Below are 15,919 nucleotides of genomic sequence, written 5' to 3' on the forward strand. Positions count from 1 at the left end.
AAATCTCCCACTATATTTCATCTTTCATTCTTCATCCTTCATTATTCATGATATATGATCTTCATGATTAATTCCTTCTCCTCTTCGGTGATCTTAATAAGATTTGCAATAAGCCATCCGGAATTATAACCAGGCCGGTTGAAATCTTCAAGTTCGAAATACCATCCCGGCACCTGAAAGAAATGGAATTTAACGTGTCTAACAGTTTTAAAGACCAGATTTGCCTGCTTCACTTCGTACATGAAAAGAGTGAGATAATCAGGTTTGTATTCCCTTAATGCATATTGTTCCACCGCCTGCCGGTCTTTGAAAACATTGATAAGGTTCATGAAATCCAGCTCATGACTTAAAGGATGAAGAAATTTCAGCGAATCATTCTTGTTATTGTTAAAAGCCTCATGAAAGGGTTCAAAATAAACATTGGTGATAACCCATTTTGATCCGACATTTTCTTCCTGCAACTTAAGAAACAAAGTCAGTGGTTCTTCCGTTCCTTTGAAAAGGAAAGTGGTACTTACTTCGGCAAACCAGTTACCTCCATGGAAGGCAAGAAAATGCGGAGCATTCCTGTCGAGCACGAAACCCATAAATTCATCTTTCAGTGATTCTGTAATCTTATAGTTTTCCTCGTCAAACAGGATAGAGAGGTATTTTTCACGCAAGATGGTATCCCTGTAATAGGTATCACCCGGGAAATACCTGTTGCCATCAGTTCCTTCCTCCCCGTTAAACCGGCGGAAAAACTGGTTTACCTGTTTGGTTTGGGCATACAATATATCTTCATCGCCAAGGTAGGTGCCGATGGATTGGGCTGATAGCTGAAAGATGAAGAGTGAAAAAATAAGACTGAAAAAGAGTTTTCTCATGGTGTGGTTTCAGTGATCCTGATATCGCCAAGGAGTACATCCCAGAATCCGATGAGCCTGCCGCTGATCTGGGTCTGTTTGCGCTCGACATATACGGTAATGTCTTTTTTTGTGACATCCTTATATATCAGTTTATCTCCCGTACTGCCTTCAAAGCGTTGAAAAATAGTAATCACCCCCACATACCTGCCATCGGGCTGGAGCTCAAGGTCGCTGATATACTGTATATTATACCATTGTATATTGACCTTATCGTAGTTCAGGGCCATCAGTCTCTCAAGGTATTCCCTGATGCCGTAATATTTGATCTCATCGCTGTTCAGTGACGACACGCCCATCTGGCTGCCGTCGGCAAAAAGCTCCAGAGCACGCTCGATCACACGATTTGCTTCGGACCAGGGGGTTTCTTTATTACCAATGATGCTGATGTATTTGCTGAGGTCCCTGACCTTTTCGAGGGCAAGGGAGTCTATGGCAGCTTTACGCTCAGGGCTGATATCTGGCTGGGCAAAAAGACCAGTTGAAAATAGTAAGCCTGCTATACAAATAAGAATTCTTGTCTTGTTCATGATATTACTTTTTGATAAGTTCTAACTCTGTAATCTTTCCGTTTTCATCATACTTGATGTTATAGACTGAATTGAGGTTTTTCTTCTGGTCTTTCAGGAATTCCAGATACTTTTTGATAGTGGTGGGCTCATCATAGTCTGTATTATTTTTATCCTGATAGATAATGATGAGAACAGGGACATTTTCACCGGCAAAGAGTTTCATCATTTCCATTATTTTGTTGTCAGCTTCGGACAGGCTGGTTGCATGGGATATTGCGAAAAACTGATCTTCCAGCGATTGTGATGTTTTTACAGTTTTATTCATCTCATTTTTTCGTTTTCCTTCCTCCAGGCGGGCCTGTTCTTTTTCTCTGGCGATTTTATCCTGTGCTTTTATAATCAACGATAAAATCTCGGGATCATTAAAGTTCTGAGCCTTGATATCGTTCAGTTTTTTTTCTTTCTGCTCAGGGGTCATTGATCCCTGGTCATTGATAATAGAAAGCAGGGCAATTTTAGCATCGGCAATTTTTTTTGCTTTGGCTTCGGCTTCTATCCTGGCCTTTTCTTGTGCCTGCTGTTTGGCGAGTTTCTTTTTGCTGGCGCAACCAGGCCCCAGAACAGTGATACTGGCCACTAACATTATAATGAGCAGCCGGTGGATTGTTACATGTTTTCTAATCATATTCTGTTATTTATAGATTATTTGTTTTTTGAAACGTCTGTGTAAATTCCTTTTATTCTTACTGATACAGTCCCTATTGACAGACAATTTCTAAATAATTTAGAATCGTAAAATTAACGCACAAATCGCTAAATATTGTGGGAGTTCTTTATTTATTGCTAACAGCAGGATGTTCAAATTATGACGATCACTTCCATTCAAGAGTCTGACCGTAATAAAAGACTTTTACGATATTGGTGCCGATTTTATAGATGATAAGGTCCCTGATCAGTTCAATATCACTGACACGGTCATAGGACACTATGAACTTCTGGCAATCCTTTATAGCTTCAATATTATTATTTTCATCAATGTAAGCGATTGTACTATAGTCCAGTTTATACTTTTGGGGTATATACCGTTCGATTATTTGAATGGCATCGTTGCAGTATGTCTTTAAAAAGCCCTGATCACTGAATGCCAGCACATTGTCCTGAATTTCATAGAATGCCGGCTCATAAGTGAGTATAGTAGTAACATTTCCATTCCTGAATAATTTAAAATTGCCCTGATCATCCACATAGGCCATCATATCATCTCCCATTTTAAAAGATTTTGGGGCAAAGTATTCCAGGTCATAATAATCACCTTTATAAAATACTCTGAAAGTGCTTCTGGGGATGTCCATATAAGCTACAATATCTCGTCCTGCATCATATTGTATACCCTGGCCAAAGGCGTCAATCTCGATAGTTTGACCCTGGTAGAAAATCTTGAATTTATTATCAACCGCTGTCACATACGCTACGATATTATCTCCGCTTTTAAAATTCTCAATAGGGAAGTTTATAAGCCCATCCTCAATGGTGATGATCTCTCCCTGGTAATAAACCTTGATCCTTTGTTCGACTCTATCATAAAATGCAATCAGGCTATCCTGGATGACATATCCTGCGCATGCGGTGCTGAGTATCTTTATTTGGCCTCCGTCGAAGACCTTGAGAAAATCGAACAATGACCAGCCCAGTAGATAATCGGTGGCTGTATATTTAATGGATGGACTGGCTGACTCAAGAGGATAAATCTTTCCATTGTAATATGCTTTCAGTGCCCCGGAGTTGTCGGTATAAGCCACACATACACCACCAACCTGATAAGTCTGTATCCGGAGCTGTTCCAATTGTTTGAAGTTTCCAGCATCAAAAACATAAAACCTGTTTAATAAGTCACTGAATGCTGCAAGATGCTGGGCCTCAACAGAAACGGAGAGAAAAATGAGCATCAGGAACAAGAATGCACTTTTCATGGAGTAAAAATTAGTTCGTTACAAATATCGAAAATGGAATGCTTTAATCCAATTTTGTAATGCCTAATTCACCTCAGAAAGGACTAATTCATATTAATTGTTTAATTTTGGTCACTTATTTCAGGATGCTGTTCACTTTATATTATAATAAATCGTGATGAAATTGTCCTGCAGTCCATCTTATAATAAACTAAAATCCTATCTTTTAGCAGGCAAGCTACTCCACTTTATCACTCTGATCGAAATTTGTATCTCAATTTCAGTCATCTATATCCTTCCGATAGCGGAGGAAGGATCAACGTTGCCAATGGTTTTACTTCGTTTATACATCGTATGTTTTGTGTGTTCCTTGCCGGTACTTTCCCAGCTCGATGCGCGTTCAAGGTATCAGAATTATAAGCAGATCAAGGATCAGATCTATATTTATGGTTTTAGTACAAAAATAGTCAAGCCTACCATCAAATCGCGCTGCCAGCGTGATGCCGCCATTCTTGCTGCAAAAGAACTTGGCTATGGAAAGCAGTGCAGGCAGTTTTTCAGGTTGAATGGATACCGCTGGTATCATATTTTTCCGGACTTCCTTTTTCATCGTCCTGATTTTCTGTTGAGCAGATACTTCTGGACCTCAACTTTCTTTACTCCTACCTATATTCAGCGGGTTGATTATTCAGCGGTGAAAATCAGTCATTAGGTCATGAATGATCATTAAGTTATATAAGGATGAATGAGGCAAGGGAAATCATTAAAATAAGTGGATTATCAAAACGGTTTGGGGATATACAGGCGGTTGAGGATTTAAATTTGACTGTTTATTCGCAGGATATCTATGGATTCCTTGGCCCCAATGGTTCGGGTAAAAGCACCACCATCCGGATGATGCTTTCCCTTGTCAGGCCTGACAAGGGTTCGGTACATATTTTTGGTATGCCGTTGCAAGGCAATCGAAAGGCCATCCTGAGCCGCATCGGCGCTTTGGTTGAAAAACCCGATTTTTATGATTATCTTACCGCCTATAAAAACCTTGAAATACTGGCCACATATTCCGGTAAAAAAGTCTCTGCCAGTCAGATCATGGATGTTCTTGCCTTGACAGGACTCCACGACCGCGCTGAAAGCAAGGTGAAAACCTTTTCCAAAGGAATGAAACAACGTCTCGGTATCGCCCAGGCCCTGCTGCACCAACCCGAACTCATTATCCTGGATGAACCGACTGCCGGACTCGATCCACAGGGCGTCAAAGATGTAAGAGACCTGATCATTCAGCTGAATAGTGAAATGAAAAAAACCATCCTTCTTTCTTCCCATCAATTACATGAGATAGAACAGCTTGCTAACCGTATGATCATCATCGATATGGGAAGGGCTGTGGTGGAAGGTTATGTCGCAGAATTGTTGAAAAATGAAAATCAAAGTCTGGAAGGATATTTTTTAACATTGACATAGCATGTTAAGCGTAACAGGTATCGAGTTATACAAGGTTTTCACGCGAAAACGCAGCTATATCTGCTTTGCAGCCATCCTCATCATTGTCATGATTACCATGGCTGCCATTGCATGGGAAGGACAGGATGTTTTCGCCTTCCTCACACAAAATCTGGCTGAATCATTTTACATGCAGGGTAATCTGATTAACGGGTACATGGCATCATACCTTGTCCTGAATTTCCTGTGGGTACATATCCCCCTGCTCATCGTTATAGTGACAGGCGATCTTTTGGCCGGTGAAGCTAACGCGGGAACTTACAGGGTCCTGCTCACACGGCCTGTCAGCAGGGTACGACTAGTAACTGCAAAATTTATCGCCGGAATTATTTATGCGTTAATTACGGTTTTATTTCTGGCTGTCTTAAGTATGGGCCTTGGATATATACTTTTTGGAAAAGGAGATCTTATTGTTCTGATGGGTGTTCTGAATATTTTTCCTGAGGATGATGTTTTCTGGCGTTTTGTAATGGCTTATATATTTGGATTTCTGAGCATGGCTGCTGTCGCTTCCTTATCTATCCTGCTTTCAGGATTATCCAATAATTCCCTGGGACCCATTCTGAGTACAATGGCTGTTATCATTATTTTTACGCTGATATCGAGCCTTGATATAGAATTATTTGCCATTATTAAACCGTTTTTATTCACTACATACCTGAATACTTGGCAGTTATTCTTTTCTTTTGACATTGACCGGGGAGAGATAATGAAAAATGCTGTGGTGCTGGCAGGATATGTTGTGATATTTTATGGGATAACAGTGTTTTATTTTAACAGAAAAGATATTTTGACATGAAACACCTCATCCCCCGGCCCCCTCTCCTCCAGGAGAGGGGGCGAAGGGGGTGAGGTAATACAAAGTATATGAAATCATTATTCGTTATTTTTTGTTCAGCATTTCTATGCTTTTATTCCCTGGCACAGGAATCGGATCCATACCAGATCCTTGGGAATGTTACCAAAAATCTGGATAGGATCAAAGATTATCAGGCCGATGTTGAGATAGAATTGGATGTGGACTTCATACGCATGCCAGTGAAACATGCCACGGCCTATTACAAACAACCCGACAAAGTCACATTCAAATCGGACGAGTTCATCATGCTCCCCAAAAAAGGCTTTGATTTTTCTGCCAATAAGATTTTAAAAGAGGACTTTACAGCGATTTATATCGGTGAAGAAGAAATGCAGGGGCAGTTAAATGATGTGATACAGGTCATTCCAACGAAAAGGAAATCAGACATCGTGTTGTCGACTTTTTGGATTGATAAAGGAAACAACAGGATCACAAAAGCGGAAAGCACAACACGAAACAAGGGCAGTTATGTGATTGAATTTTCCTACGATAAGCCGGCTGATCCTCTTCCATCTGTGATGAAGATCTCTTTTGAAATCGAAAACTTCAACATTCCATTAAAATTTATGGGTAAATCGATTGAGGTCGATGAGAAAAAGATGAACGAACAAACAGTCAAGACAGGAGCAGTATATATCCGGTTTTCGAATTATAGAATAAATAAAGAAGTTGAAGATCAATTATTCACTGAACCGGAAAAATAGGCCGGGATTTAAACCACAGAGGGTCACGGAGGATTCACGGAGTTTCACGGAGATCCGGTTTCCAATTATTTAACCACCACCTCATCAGAGACCGCCTTAAAGATCTTCTGGACAGCAATAGTAAGCGGTACTGATAAAATCCCGCCGATAATCCCAAGACACCATGTCCAGAAGACCAGGGAAAGCGTGACTTCCAGAATCGAGATTTTTAAGCCGCCTTTCATGATAAATGGTTTCAAGACACTGTCATTGATAAAATTGATAACAAGGTAGCCTATAATGACAATCAGGGCTTTCTGCCATCCAAACACAATCAAAGCCAGTAATGCCGGGGGAATCATTGAAAAAATAAAACCGATTGTGGGAATAAAACTGGTCAGTAATGTAAATACACCCCATAGAACTGCGTAATCAACACCCAGGATTAAAAGAAAAATAATATTTAGTATGCCATTGATAACACCTGTCAATGCAGTAATCGAGACATATCGAGTAATATCGCCCGTGAATTCATTAAAATGTGATAAAAGAATACTGTGTGACAGATCGCCTCTTTCCACTTTTTGTCGTATCATTTGGAATTTGGCAAGTAGCAATATGACCAGAAGAATGATAAGGAATGAGTTACTCAATAGAGAGATCACTCCTGACAGCAAATTTGTGGCCACTCCGAATACTTTTTGTGGATTTAACGCACTTGAAGATATAAGATCTGTAATATTTATGCCAATAGAAGAGAAGAATTTTGCGATTTCTTCAGTGATTTCCTGAATTCGGGGTTGATATGATGGTGCATCCTGGATAAATTGCGAAATCGAATTGACCAGAATGGAACTCATAAGGGTGCCGGCAATCAGAAGAATGATGAATGTAAGGATAATAGCCATGACTTTGGATAATCTCTTCTTGATGAACCATGCAGTGATTGGTGTAATGGCAAAGGCAATGAGCAGGGCAAGGAGGAATGGATTGATCAATTCAGGAATCTGATGAAGACCGGCGACGATGATCACCAGGCTGGCCCCGGCAACTAAAAGTTTAAACAATCTGTCTTGCATTTCTGTGTTATATTTTATAAATGATAGCTATTTTTTTAGTAGCATAGAAGCGCTTTTTTTCAGTCTCTGCTTTTCCCATTGAATATATAATCCGCTGATGATGATAAAAACAAAAAGGTAAGGTATCAGAATGGCTTCGGCTTTATCGAAGGTGAAACTGGTCGATGCAATGAGAAGGGCAAAGCCCGGATGGCGTGCCGCACTTTCCAGAGCCAGGGTCATGCGCTCTTCCGGTTCCTTTGGTGCCATGAAATATCCGATAGTGAGTGCCATGCAGATCATCAGAATAATGACCAAATAGGAGAGGAAGTCCATGTCAAGCAGCTTTTTAAGCATCAGTTCAAAAGTATAAATGACAAGAAAAAAAATTCCCAGAAGCAGTACCGTAAATCCTATTACACGGATTGTTTTTTGTATATGTGCTGCAAGTAGAGGAACTTTTGAACGGATGAATATCCCAAGTGATACAGGCACGACAACGAGTAGCATCACCATCTTAGTAATCAGCATAATACTATATGCCGGCTTGAAGTCAAGTGCTAGCGACATGAGCCCAAGTGTAATGGGAATGGTGATGAGCGATAGGATAGCGAGTATCAGGTGGAGACTCACAAGGTATTCACGTTTTCCACCTGCTTGTTGTATTCTTTGCAAATGTAATGGCGCAGCCGGGCAGGAGACCAGGATGGCCAGTCCGGCAGCGACATGTTTGGGAGGATGTAAAAAATAAATGAGAAGGAATGCGCACAATGGGACCACAACATCAACAGCCACCAATGATCGCAGTAATAGACCCCTGCGTTTCCGGAAAAAAAATAAATCATCATAAGAATACGTGAGTCCCTGGGCAAACATCTGAAAGATGACCGATATTGTCAGCGCCAGTCCAAGATAGTTCATGTATTCCTTGGGCATCAGGAGATAGGATTTATTTTTGACGAAATTATGAAGATGATGCCATATTACAAAATATTAGATCATCAGTATAAAAGTATCCGTTACCTGTTTCATTATAAATTTCTGGTCGGTTATATCTCAATCACGTCACCTGGTTCAGGAAGCAGAGGTTGCAGACCATAGCGATGCCTGATGATTTCAGCTAGTGGCTCCCGTCCGCGTGTTTCACCGTGGATCAGGACAGTTAGAGGGCGTGTTGAGGCAACGGCATCAAACCAGTGCAACAGGTCTGTTTGACCGGCATGGGCGCTGAATCCTCCGAGTTTATGGATGGTTGCCCTGACAGCTATTTTCTCACCAAAGATCGATACGGTCCTGGCGCCGTCAACAAGCCTGCGGCCAAGCGTTCCTTCAGCCTGGTAGCCGACGATGATGACTGATGTTTCCGGCCGCCAAAGATTATGCCGCAGGTGGTGAAGTATGCGTCCTGCATTGCACATGCCTGATCCTGCCATGATCAGGCAGGGTCCCCTGACTTCATTGAGAGCCTTCGATTCTTCAGGCGTAGATGTAGAAATTACATCGCTTAAATCAGCCCTGAGGTATCCTTTTCGTATAAGCTCCATGGATTCTTTATCCCATAGCTCATGATGCCTTGCATAGATTTTTGTCGCTTCAATAGCCATGGGACTGTCCAAATAAACAGGAAACCGAGGAATAGCATTATCATGGAATGCTGCAGCAAGATAATACAGGAGCTGTTGTGTGCGTCCGACAGCGAAAGCCGGCACTAAAATCTTGCCTCGCTCCTGAATGGCCTGCCTGATGATGTCTTCGGCCTCAAGAATGGTATCTTCCAATGATCGGTGATCACGGTCACCATAGGTGGATTCCATGAATACCACATCTGCATTATGGAACGGCACAGCATCCTTTAATATGGCCATATCATGCGGACCAATATCACCTGAGAAGACAGCCACTTTCTTTCTTCCATCTTCCTCAGCTATTACCTTAAGGCTGGCAGAACCCAGAATATGGCCGGCTTCAGTGGCTTGTACCAAAATACCCGGTGCAACCTCAACAGGCCTGTTGTATGGAATTGGCTGCAACAGTTGTAGCGTCCTTTCCACATCTTCGATATCATAAAGTGGCTTTGTTGGTTCTTTTCCCTTTCGCAGGCGACGACGGTTTAAGTGTTCTATGTCCGAGGCTTGAACCCTTACTGCATCATGAAGGATCAGTCCCACCATTTCGATGGTTGCAGGTGTAGCATAGACAGGATGGTCATATCCATACTTTATAAACAAAGGCAGACGTCCGCAGTGATCCAGGTGAGCATGGGTCAAAACAATGGCATCCAGCCGCTTCAAACTTATTGGAGGTAGCTTGCGGTTCATCAGGTCGGCCTTTTTATTGCCCTGAAATAGCCCGCAGTCGATAACAACACCGGCATTTTGGGTCTTCACATAAAATAAGGATCCTGTCACTCCGCCGGCAGCACCATAAAGGGTGATTTTCATGAGGATTTTTTTAAGATGTTATTTCAAAGGTATGGATAAATATAACGATGTAGCGATGTAACGATGTAACGATATTCGAAGTGAAAAAATTGTTGTTTCGTTATATCGCTATATTTTGTATTTTAAAACAAAAAAGGCTGCCCGATGATCGGAACAGCCTTTACCAACTACAACTTACTCATTACTTTTTAACTGGTTGTGTTGATTTTACCGCTGCCGTATTTGCAGGCTTCGGTGGTTCGGTTTTCTTCACAGGTGCTGTTGTCGGTTTTGGTGCCGGCCTAACTTCTTTTTTCTCACCTGTCTTTTGTTCTATTCCTGTCTTAATTCCCTTGTCTTTTACTTCTGTCGACTGGGGTGCAGTTTCTTTTTTAAGCATATCTGTTTTTTGTTCAGTAGCAGTTTTAGCTTCTCCCGCCGTTGTCGCCGGAGCCTTGATTTCTTTTACCTCACCGGTCTTTGATTGAGCAGCAGGTTTCGGCTGGGTAGCAAGCTTCGGATGAGTAGTAGGTTTCTGCTGAGTATGTTTTGGAGGAGTAGCAGGCTTTGCTGCTTGGTTTTTTTCCACCTTGGTGGTTTTTGGAGCTTCTTTCTTTTCAACCGGTTTTTGATTCTGTGCAAAAACTGTTACGCTGGCTACAAATACAAATGTCAGAGCCATCAAAAAAATCTTTTTCATTACTTTTAATTTTTAGGTTAAAGTTTTGGTGAATTACCGGCCAAAATTACTGCTACAACGGAGTAAGGTGAATAAAAACAGCGTTAAGGAATGTTAAATGGAATTATAAAATTTGTTAAAAGTTCAGATCGGGAAGTCATCCTTATTTTCTTATTCCACTATGAAGCAATGTCCGGTAAAACCGGTATCGCCTGAAAGTCTTAAAAAGTACATCCCTGGTTTAAATGTGTCAAGGCTTAACTGCATGGTACTGGCTGTGCACGTTTTCTCTAGAACGACCTGTCCCAGCTGGTTATAAACAGATATGCTTTCCCCGCCAGCTTGCTCAATATATAGAACATTCCCGGCCGGATTAGGATAAATCTCAATTTCAGGTCGACCTGTATCTTTTATTCCTACACCATTGATTCCGATCGTTCCATCGGTATTCAGATTCTGAGCATAAATATCCCCTCCGTCCGACCTTGTATCGCACCATGCCATAATCCACTGATGTCCATAAAAGTCAGATATATACGAATGAATGACTTGCTTTTGGACATCGGAAATCATGACATGCTCTCCGGGCCATACAAAGTCGCCGTTTTTATCCAGGCATGTAGCTTTTATCCGGTTATCAATAACATTAAGTCCGTAATTTTCATAAACCACAACCATAGTGTCGTTTAGAATATCGCTGCCGATCTGATCGGCAAAGATCGACCCTATTGGTATAATCGTTTTCCCATTATTAGTCCATAACCTTTCACCGGCACTATTCAATATAGCTGCAGGAGGCTGAATTAAAATATGTGATAAAAATATTACCCTGCGTATCTGTAGCAATCTTGGGAAGTGTTTGCTCACCGGTAATCGTTGAAACTGGCGTGTTTTCAAGATAATCATCGCTCCATTGACCATCACTGGCGAATGGAAATGACATTAAAAACAGCATTAAAAAGAGAGTAAACTTTTTCATGACTATTAGGATTTAATGAATATTTGGTACGCCGGTTTTATGGTACTCAGAAGTATTAAATTATCGTGAGTTTGATGTAAGGAATGATCCTACAAATTAAAAGTCTTTGTTAATAAGTTATTGTATATAAATATATTACTATAAAGGATTCTTCTTAAATTAGTAGTGATCAACAATCCCAAAAAGGAGGAATTTTATAGTACCGCAATAGCCTCTTCTATTGGCTTGAAATAGGCTGTTCAAAGCATTATTTCTCCAATGATAAAGCTTATCCGCTTATCAATATTCCGGTTTCTATCTTACAGAAAAACAACTGGGAACAGATGTCCAACTACTTTAAATATTCCATAAAATCTGATGAATCATTTATACAACTGTCATCATTGAGATACCACCAGCAGATCGGTAAGGTGACAAAAACCAAGGGTGCTTTTGCTTCGGAAAATGCCTTAATGAAAATCATCTACCTAGCTTCAACGCTGATTATCGAGAAATAGACAATCCCACTATGTAACTAGAACATTACGTTTCAGAAATTACAGTTGGAAGGCAGGATAACTAGCCTTTAACTTTTAGTAAAAAATCATTCACTAGGATTTTTACACAGCCTATCTATTTCTCTAATTGGTAATGGCTATTCGATAAAGCCTATGAATTCTTCCCTTAAAATCCAGACTAATTATAAATTGTGATATTTTTTCAGTTATATAGAGATTTGAATTTTGTGGATGCTATATAGTTGACATTTAAAACATTTACACTCAGCAATTTTTAATTTTCGATAATCTAATTATATAAACTTGCATAACAATCAACCTTTTACTGAACTATAACAAATTATGGATAAGGGAAGCCAAATTCAAATTCGATTAAAACATTCTTAATGAAAACATATTTAGCCGAATAAAGTGGCATATTATATTTTTTTGCAATATCGAAACATGCTTCATTATTGAGATCTACCCAATAATTGAGAATAGTTGTATCCTTAGTAATATAGGCATCAATAAAATTCATATTTAGTCTTGATTTTACTTGTTCGATATCACATCCTATCATAATTCCACTACCTGATGTGAAATGTTCACAATTAACTTTTTTTATTGCGGAATCAAAAACATCAATTCTTTTGACAGTGAAATAGGAACAATGATTTCTTATCCGGCCAGGTTGAAATAACAAGATCAATTCTTCATTTAAATCTTTATTACACAAGATATAATGAAAATCTGGACCTGAATTTCCTGTATCAATTTCTCCAATCAGTTCTGATAAGTCAGTTTCTAAAGTATATGCATTGATTTTTGTATCAATTAAACAATCACTCTGATATTTCACTAAATAATTATTAATCAATGTGTTATTGTTTAATTCTATATATTTAAAAGGGAAAATGTTACATAGAAGTAACACCAGAATAGCAGTTGATAGATTTAATTTTATCATAATCATTCAATTTTTAATTCGCAAGCTCTTTGGAGATAAAGGATACTTGTCCCAGAAACTCTTTGAAGCATTGTTTGTCGATGGAATTCATTTAATTACAAAAATTAGAAGCAATATGAAAAACTCCTTGATGACCCTATCTGACAAGATATTTCTTTGTAAACGAGCCATTATAGAGTCGGTTATAGATGAACTGAAAAACATATATCAAATTGAGCATTCCAGGTATCGTAGCGTTAAAAACTTCATTGTCAATCTTATCTCTGGGTTAATTGCCTATTCATTTCTTCCTGAAAAACCTTCCATTCATTATGAAATAGTTGATACACCACAGCTATTATTGTTCTAATTTTATGTCGAACTCACGTTAAAATAGCTTATCATTCTATAAAGATAAAGTCCTATCCGAAAGGTCAGTTCTTGTGGATTATTTTACTATCAGATACCTGGAATCTGTACCCTGCTGATGTATAAGTTGTATGAAATATAAACCGGATTTCATACCGGAAATGTCAAGCTGCATGTTAGTACCTGTGCATGTTTTCTCCAGAACGACCTGTCCCAGCTGGTTATAAACAGATATGCTTTCCCCGCCAGCTTGCTCAATATATAGAACATTCCCGGCTGGATTAGGATAAATCTCAATTTCAGGACGACCTGTATCATTTATTCCTACGCCATTGATTCCGATCGTTCCATCGGTATTCAGATTCTGAGCATAAATATCCCCTCCGTCCGACCTTGTATCGCGCCATGCCAGAATCCATTGGTGTCCGTAAAATTCAGACATATACGGATGCAGTACCTGTTTTTGGAGATCAGAGATCATCACGTGCTCACCTGTCCATACAAAGTCGCCGTTTTTATCCAGGCTTGTGGCTTTTATCCGGTTGTCAATGGTATTAAGACCGTAAATTTCATAAATCACATATAAGGTATCATTGACAATATCGCTGCCTATCTGGTCGGCGAAGGTTGACCCGATAGGAATAATTGTTTTGCCGTTATTGGTCCATAACCTTTCACCGGCACTATTCAATTTTTGTCCGTACAGTCCGGCATAGTTCTGGTTATAATTAGTCTGCTTCCAGAATAGACAAAGATTGCCTGAATTATCAAAACCGGCAATAGAAGGATAGAATTTATGTTCGCCGGCTTTTGTGCTGAGCTCAACACCATTGGGTTCGAATATGGCATTGCCATCATAGCTGATATATTGAACAAAAGCACTGTAAACCATGTCGTTGTCACGATCATCATACCATGCGGCAATAACACCGCCATTACCGTCGGGTTCTACATCCAGTTCACCCCAAGCTGATACACCGCCGAGTTCGCTGAGAACTGCTTCATTTGACCATGCGGGAGTACCGTCGATATGAAACCTCTGGGCATACATATAACGGTCAGGATACAAGGAGCTGCCCCAGCTTCTGGAAAATACGACAATGAAATCACCATCTGTCGACGGTATAATATATGGGCTTGCATAGGAATATGCATCATCAGGTGTGAAAACTATTTCGCTGCCTGTCCACAATTTATTGCCATTTTCATCAAAGGCTACCAGCACCATAGGATACGATGATTTGTCGTTGATGCGTGTAAAGGCCACAACAGAGTTATTTTCGGTGGTAACACATAAAACAGGGCTGTACTCGGCCGAAGGATCATTGGTAACAATTATACCGTCGCTTCCCCACATGTGACTCCCGTCAGGTGAGATTTTATAAATGTAAGGATCAGGATTCCCGTTGAGGGTATCAGAATAAACGGTGATGCAATTCCCGTTGTTGTCAATCCTGGTGTCATAATCCGTAGTCCATGAATACTGCGGATGGTCGCTGACCAAAACCGCCTGGGGCCAATTCCGGTTACCATCCTTATCAAGGTAGTCTATCGATAGATCATAGTTGCCGGAAGCTTTATTAAAATAAGTGATGAAAATATTACTTTGTGCATCGATGGCAATCTTTGGTTGCGTTTGCTCACCGCTTAACACCGAAATGGGCGTATTTTCAAGATAATCATCGCTCCATTGGCCATCACTTATAAAGGGAGATATTAGTAAAAAGGACAACAAAATGAGTGTAAAATTTTTCATAATTATTAGGATTTAATGAATATTTGGTATGCCGGTTTTATGGTACCCAAAGGTATTAAATTATCGTGAGTTTGATGTAAGGAATGATCTTACAAATTAACAGTCTTTGTTAATAAATTTATTGTATATAAATGTATTACTATAAAAGATTCTTTTTAATTAGTCGTGATCAACAATCCAAAAAAGGAGGAATTTTATGGTACCGCAATAGCTTTTTCTATTGGCCTGAAACAAGCTGTTTAAAGCATTTTATCGCCATTAGTAAAGTTTAGTTCGGTCATCAATATCACGTTATTCTCATCTCCCAGAAAAACAACTGGGAAAAGTTGTCCAATTAATTCAAATATCCTCTGGAAATCTGCTGGATTATTTATACAACCAACATTATTGAAGGTTACCATCAGCTGATAAGAAAGGTGATAAAAATCAAAGGTGCGTTTGCCTCGTAAAACGCTTTAATGAAAATCATCTACCTCGCTTCCATGCTGATTATCGAGAAATAGACAATCCCCGCATAGAACAAAAACATTACGCTTCAAAAATTAGTGATTATCTTGGGTAATAGAATTAATTTTTGACACAGTTTAATGAATACTCTCAATTTCATCCTTCCCCTCGCTGTTTTCCTTTGCCTTCCAGTTCTCCTACCACTTCAAGAATATGTATATTGAATAATTATTTACTAACGTTTCGCAGTTGAAAAAATAGTTAAAAAAAATGTAAAAAATGCAGCATGGAAATTTGGCTAATATATTGTTTTATAATATATTAGCAGTGACAAACAAAACAAAAAACCATGCTGCACAACAAAGGTACAAAAAG

At 39.6% G+C, this 15,919-nt stretch carries 17 protein-coding genes and 1 pseudogene; 6 read left to right on the forward strand and 12 right to left on the reverse strand.

Features of this window, described 5'->3' with window-relative positions; genetic code table 11:
- Window positions 1-41: 41 nt before the first annotated feature.
- The 4 genes from NT175_02185 to NT175_02200 all read right to left on the reverse strand — a co-directional run bounded on the left by NT175_02185 (window position 42) and on the right by NT175_02200 (window position 3,387).
- The gene (locus NT175_02185; GenBank protein ID MCX6233519.1) at window positions 42-866 is read right to left on the reverse strand and encodes a hypothetical protein; all 825 of its coding nucleotides are present in this window, start codon (window positions 864-866) and stop codon (window positions 42-44) included.
- Complete coding sequence (locus NT175_02190) at window positions 863-1,435, reverse strand: hypothetical protein (protein MCX6233520.1); 573 nt, start codon at window positions 1,433-1,435, stop codon at window positions 863-865. The genes NT175_02185 and NT175_02190 overlap by 4 nt, the downstream gene beginning before the upstream one ends.
- Window positions 1,436-1,439: 4 nt before the next feature.
- Window positions 1,440-2,102, reverse strand: a complete 663-nt coding sequence (locus tag NT175_02195) for a hypothetical protein (protein ID MCX6233521.1) — start codon at window positions 2,100-2,102, stop codon at window positions 1,440-1,442.
- Between the two features lie 187 nt (window positions 2,103-2,289).
- Complete coding sequence (locus NT175_02200; GenBank protein MCX6233522.1) at window positions 2,290-3,387, reverse strand: hypothetical protein; 1,098 nt, start codon at window positions 3,385-3,387, stop codon at window positions 2,290-2,292.
- Window positions 3,388-3,544: 157 nt separating this feature from the next.
- Between NT175_02200 and NT175_02205 the strand changes: the two genes are divergently transcribed.
- From NT175_02205 to NT175_02220, 4 genes are all read left to right on the forward strand, one after another.
- Window positions 3,545-4,078: a hypothetical protein gene (locus NT175_02205; protein ID MCX6233523.1), complete on the forward strand. Its 534-nt coding sequence runs from the start codon at window positions 3,545-3,547 to the stop codon at window positions 4,076-4,078.
- A 29-nt stretch (window positions 4,079-4,107) separates the two neighbouring features.
- On the forward strand, window positions 4,108-4,830 hold the full coding sequence (locus tag NT175_02210; GenBank protein MCX6233524.1) for an ATP-binding cassette domain-containing protein: 723 nt from the start codon (window positions 4,108-4,110) through the stop codon (window positions 4,828-4,830).
- 1 nt (window position 4,831) lies between these two features.
- A complete protein-coding gene (locus tag NT175_02215) occupies window positions 4,832-5,668 on the forward strand; it encodes an ABC transporter permease subunit (protein ID MCX6233525.1) in 837 nt (278 codons plus the stop codon).
- Window positions 5,669-5,736: 68 nt separating this feature from the next.
- Window positions 5,737-6,432 (forward strand): hypothetical protein, encoded by a 696-nt coding sequence (locus NT175_02220; GenBank protein ID MCX6233526.1) that lies wholly within the window; start codon window positions 5,737-5,739, stop codon window positions 6,430-6,432.
- Between the two features lie 65 nt (window positions 6,433-6,497).
- Here the strand turns inward: NT175_02220 and NT175_02225 are convergent, their stop codons facing one another.
- The 6 genes from NT175_02225 to NT175_02250 form a co-directional block, all read right to left on the reverse strand.
- Window positions 6,498-7,490 carry an AI-2E family transporter gene (locus tag NT175_02225; GenBank protein MCX6233527.1) on the reverse strand — a complete coding sequence of 331 codons (993 nt, stop codon included), beginning with the start codon at window positions 7,488-7,490 and terminating at the stop codon, window positions 6,498-6,500.
- Between the two features lie 27 nt (window positions 7,491-7,517).
- Window positions 7,518-8,405, reverse strand: a complete 888-nt coding sequence (locus tag NT175_02230; protein ID MCX6233528.1) for a hypothetical protein — start codon at window positions 8,403-8,405, stop codon at window positions 7,518-7,520.
- 113 nt (window positions 8,406-8,518) lie between these two features.
- Complete coding sequence (locus NT175_02235; protein MCX6233529.1) at window positions 8,519-9,910, reverse strand: MBL fold metallo-hydrolase; 1,392 nt, start codon at window positions 9,908-9,910, stop codon at window positions 8,519-8,521.
- A 181-nt stretch (window positions 9,911-10,091) separates the two neighbouring features.
- Window positions 10,092-10,589: a hypothetical protein gene (locus NT175_02240; protein MCX6233530.1), complete on the reverse strand. Its 498-nt coding sequence runs from the start codon at window positions 10,587-10,589 to the stop codon at window positions 10,092-10,094.
- A 150-nt stretch (window positions 10,590-10,739) separates the two neighbouring features.
- Entirely contained in the window at window positions 10,740-11,351 is a 612-nt protein-coding gene (locus NT175_02245; GenBank protein MCX6233531.1) for a T9SS type A sorting domain-containing protein, read from the reverse strand.
- Window positions 11,344-11,547 (reverse strand): hypothetical protein, encoded by a 204-nt coding sequence (locus NT175_02250; protein ID MCX6233532.1) that lies wholly within the window; start codon window positions 11,545-11,547, stop codon window positions 11,344-11,346. The genes NT175_02245 and NT175_02250 overlap by 8 nt, the downstream gene beginning before the upstream one ends.
- A gap of 323 nt (window positions 11,548-11,870) precedes the next feature.
- Between NT175_02250 and NT175_02255 the strand changes: the two genes are divergently transcribed.
- Window positions 11,871-12,044: a hypothetical protein gene (locus NT175_02255; protein MCX6233533.1), complete on the forward strand. Its 174-nt coding sequence runs from the start codon at window positions 11,871-11,873 to the stop codon at window positions 12,042-12,044.
- A 340-nt stretch (window positions 12,045-12,384) separates the two neighbouring features.
- Here NT175_02255 and NT175_02260 read toward each other — a convergent pair whose 3' ends face one another.
- The gene (locus NT175_02260; protein ID MCX6233534.1) at window positions 12,385-12,993 is read right to left on the reverse strand and encodes a hypothetical protein; all 609 of its coding nucleotides are present in this window, start codon (window positions 12,991-12,993) and stop codon (window positions 12,385-12,387) included.
- Between NT175_02260 and NT175_02265 the strand changes: the two are divergent.
- Window positions 12,932-13,342, forward strand: a pseudogene (locus NT175_02265) (transposase). The gene NT175_02260 and the pseudogene NT175_02265 sit on opposite strands and share 62 nt — an antisense overlap.
- Window positions 13,343-13,420: 78 nt before the next feature.
- On the opposite strand, the gene NT175_02270 reads toward NT175_02265, so the two are convergent.
- Window positions 13,421-15,097, reverse strand: a complete 1,677-nt coding sequence (locus NT175_02270; GenBank protein MCX6233535.1) for a T9SS type A sorting domain-containing protein — start codon at window positions 15,095-15,097, stop codon at window positions 13,421-13,423.
- Window positions 15,098-15,919: the final 822 nt, after the last annotated feature.

The organism is Bacteroidota bacterium, from assembly GCA_026391695.1.
GTDB lineage: Bacteria > Bacteroidota > Bacteroidia > Bacteroidales > JAGONC01 > JAPLDP01.

Excerpts from the sequence above, each read along its gene's own strand:
- NT175_02260 (MCX6233534.1), bottom strand. The coding sequence starts at position 12,993 with ATGATAAAATTAAATCTATCAACTGCTATTCTGGTGTTACTTCTATGT.
- NT175_02225 (MCX6233527.1), bottom strand. The coding sequence starts at position 7,490 with ATGCAAGACAGATTGTTTAAACTTTTAGTTGCCGGGGCCAGCCTGGTG.
- NT175_02210 (MCX6233524.1), top strand. The coding sequence starts at position 4,108 with ATGAATGAGGCAAGGGAAATCATTAAAATAAGTGGATTATCAAAACGG.
- NT175_02215 (MCX6233525.1), top strand. The coding sequence starts at position 4,832 with ATGTTAAGCGTAACAGGTATCGAGTTATACAAGGTTTTCACGCGAAAA.
- NT175_02195 (MCX6233521.1), bottom strand. The coding sequence starts at position 2,102 with ATGATTAGAAAACATGTAACAATCCACCGGCTGCTCATTATAATGTTA.
- NT175_02205 (MCX6233523.1), top strand. The coding sequence starts at position 3,545 with ATGAAATTGTCCTGCAGTCCATCTTATAATAAACTAAAATCCTATCTT.
- NT175_02250 (MCX6233532.1), bottom strand. The coding sequence starts at position 11,547 with ATGAAAAAGTTTACTCTCTTTTTAATGCTGTTTTTAATGTCATTTCCA.
- NT175_02255 (MCX6233533.1), top strand. The coding sequence starts at position 11,871 with ATGTCCAACTACTTTAAATATTCCATAAAATCTGATGAATCATTTATA.
- NT175_02220 (MCX6233526.1), top strand. The coding sequence starts at position 5,737 with ATGAAATCATTATTCGTTATTTTTTGTTCAGCATTTCTATGCTTTTAT.
- NT175_02240 (MCX6233530.1), bottom strand. The coding sequence starts at position 10,589 with ATGAAAAAGATTTTTTTGATGGCTCTGACATTTGTATTTGTAGCCAGC.
- NT175_02230 (MCX6233528.1), bottom strand. The coding sequence starts at position 8,405 with ATGCCCAAGGAATACATGAACTATCTTGGACTGGCGCTGACAATATCG.
- NT175_02270 (MCX6233535.1), bottom strand. The coding sequence starts at position 15,097 with ATGAAAAATTTTACACTCATTTTGTTGTCCTTTTTACTAATATCTCCC.
- NT175_02190 (MCX6233520.1), bottom strand. The coding sequence starts at position 1,435 with ATGAACAAGACAAGAATTCTTATTTGTATAGCAGGCTTACTATTTTCA.
- NT175_02235 (MCX6233529.1), bottom strand. The coding sequence starts at position 9,910 with ATGAAAATCACCCTTTATGGTGCTGCCGGCGGAGTGACAGGATCCTTA.
- NT175_02200 (MCX6233522.1), bottom strand. The coding sequence starts at position 3,387 with ATGAAAAGTGCATTCTTGTTCCTGATGCTCATTTTTCTCTCCGTTTCT.
- NT175_02185 (MCX6233519.1), bottom strand. The coding sequence starts at position 866 with ATGAGAAAACTCTTTTTCAGTCTTATTTTTTCACTCTTCATCTTTCAG.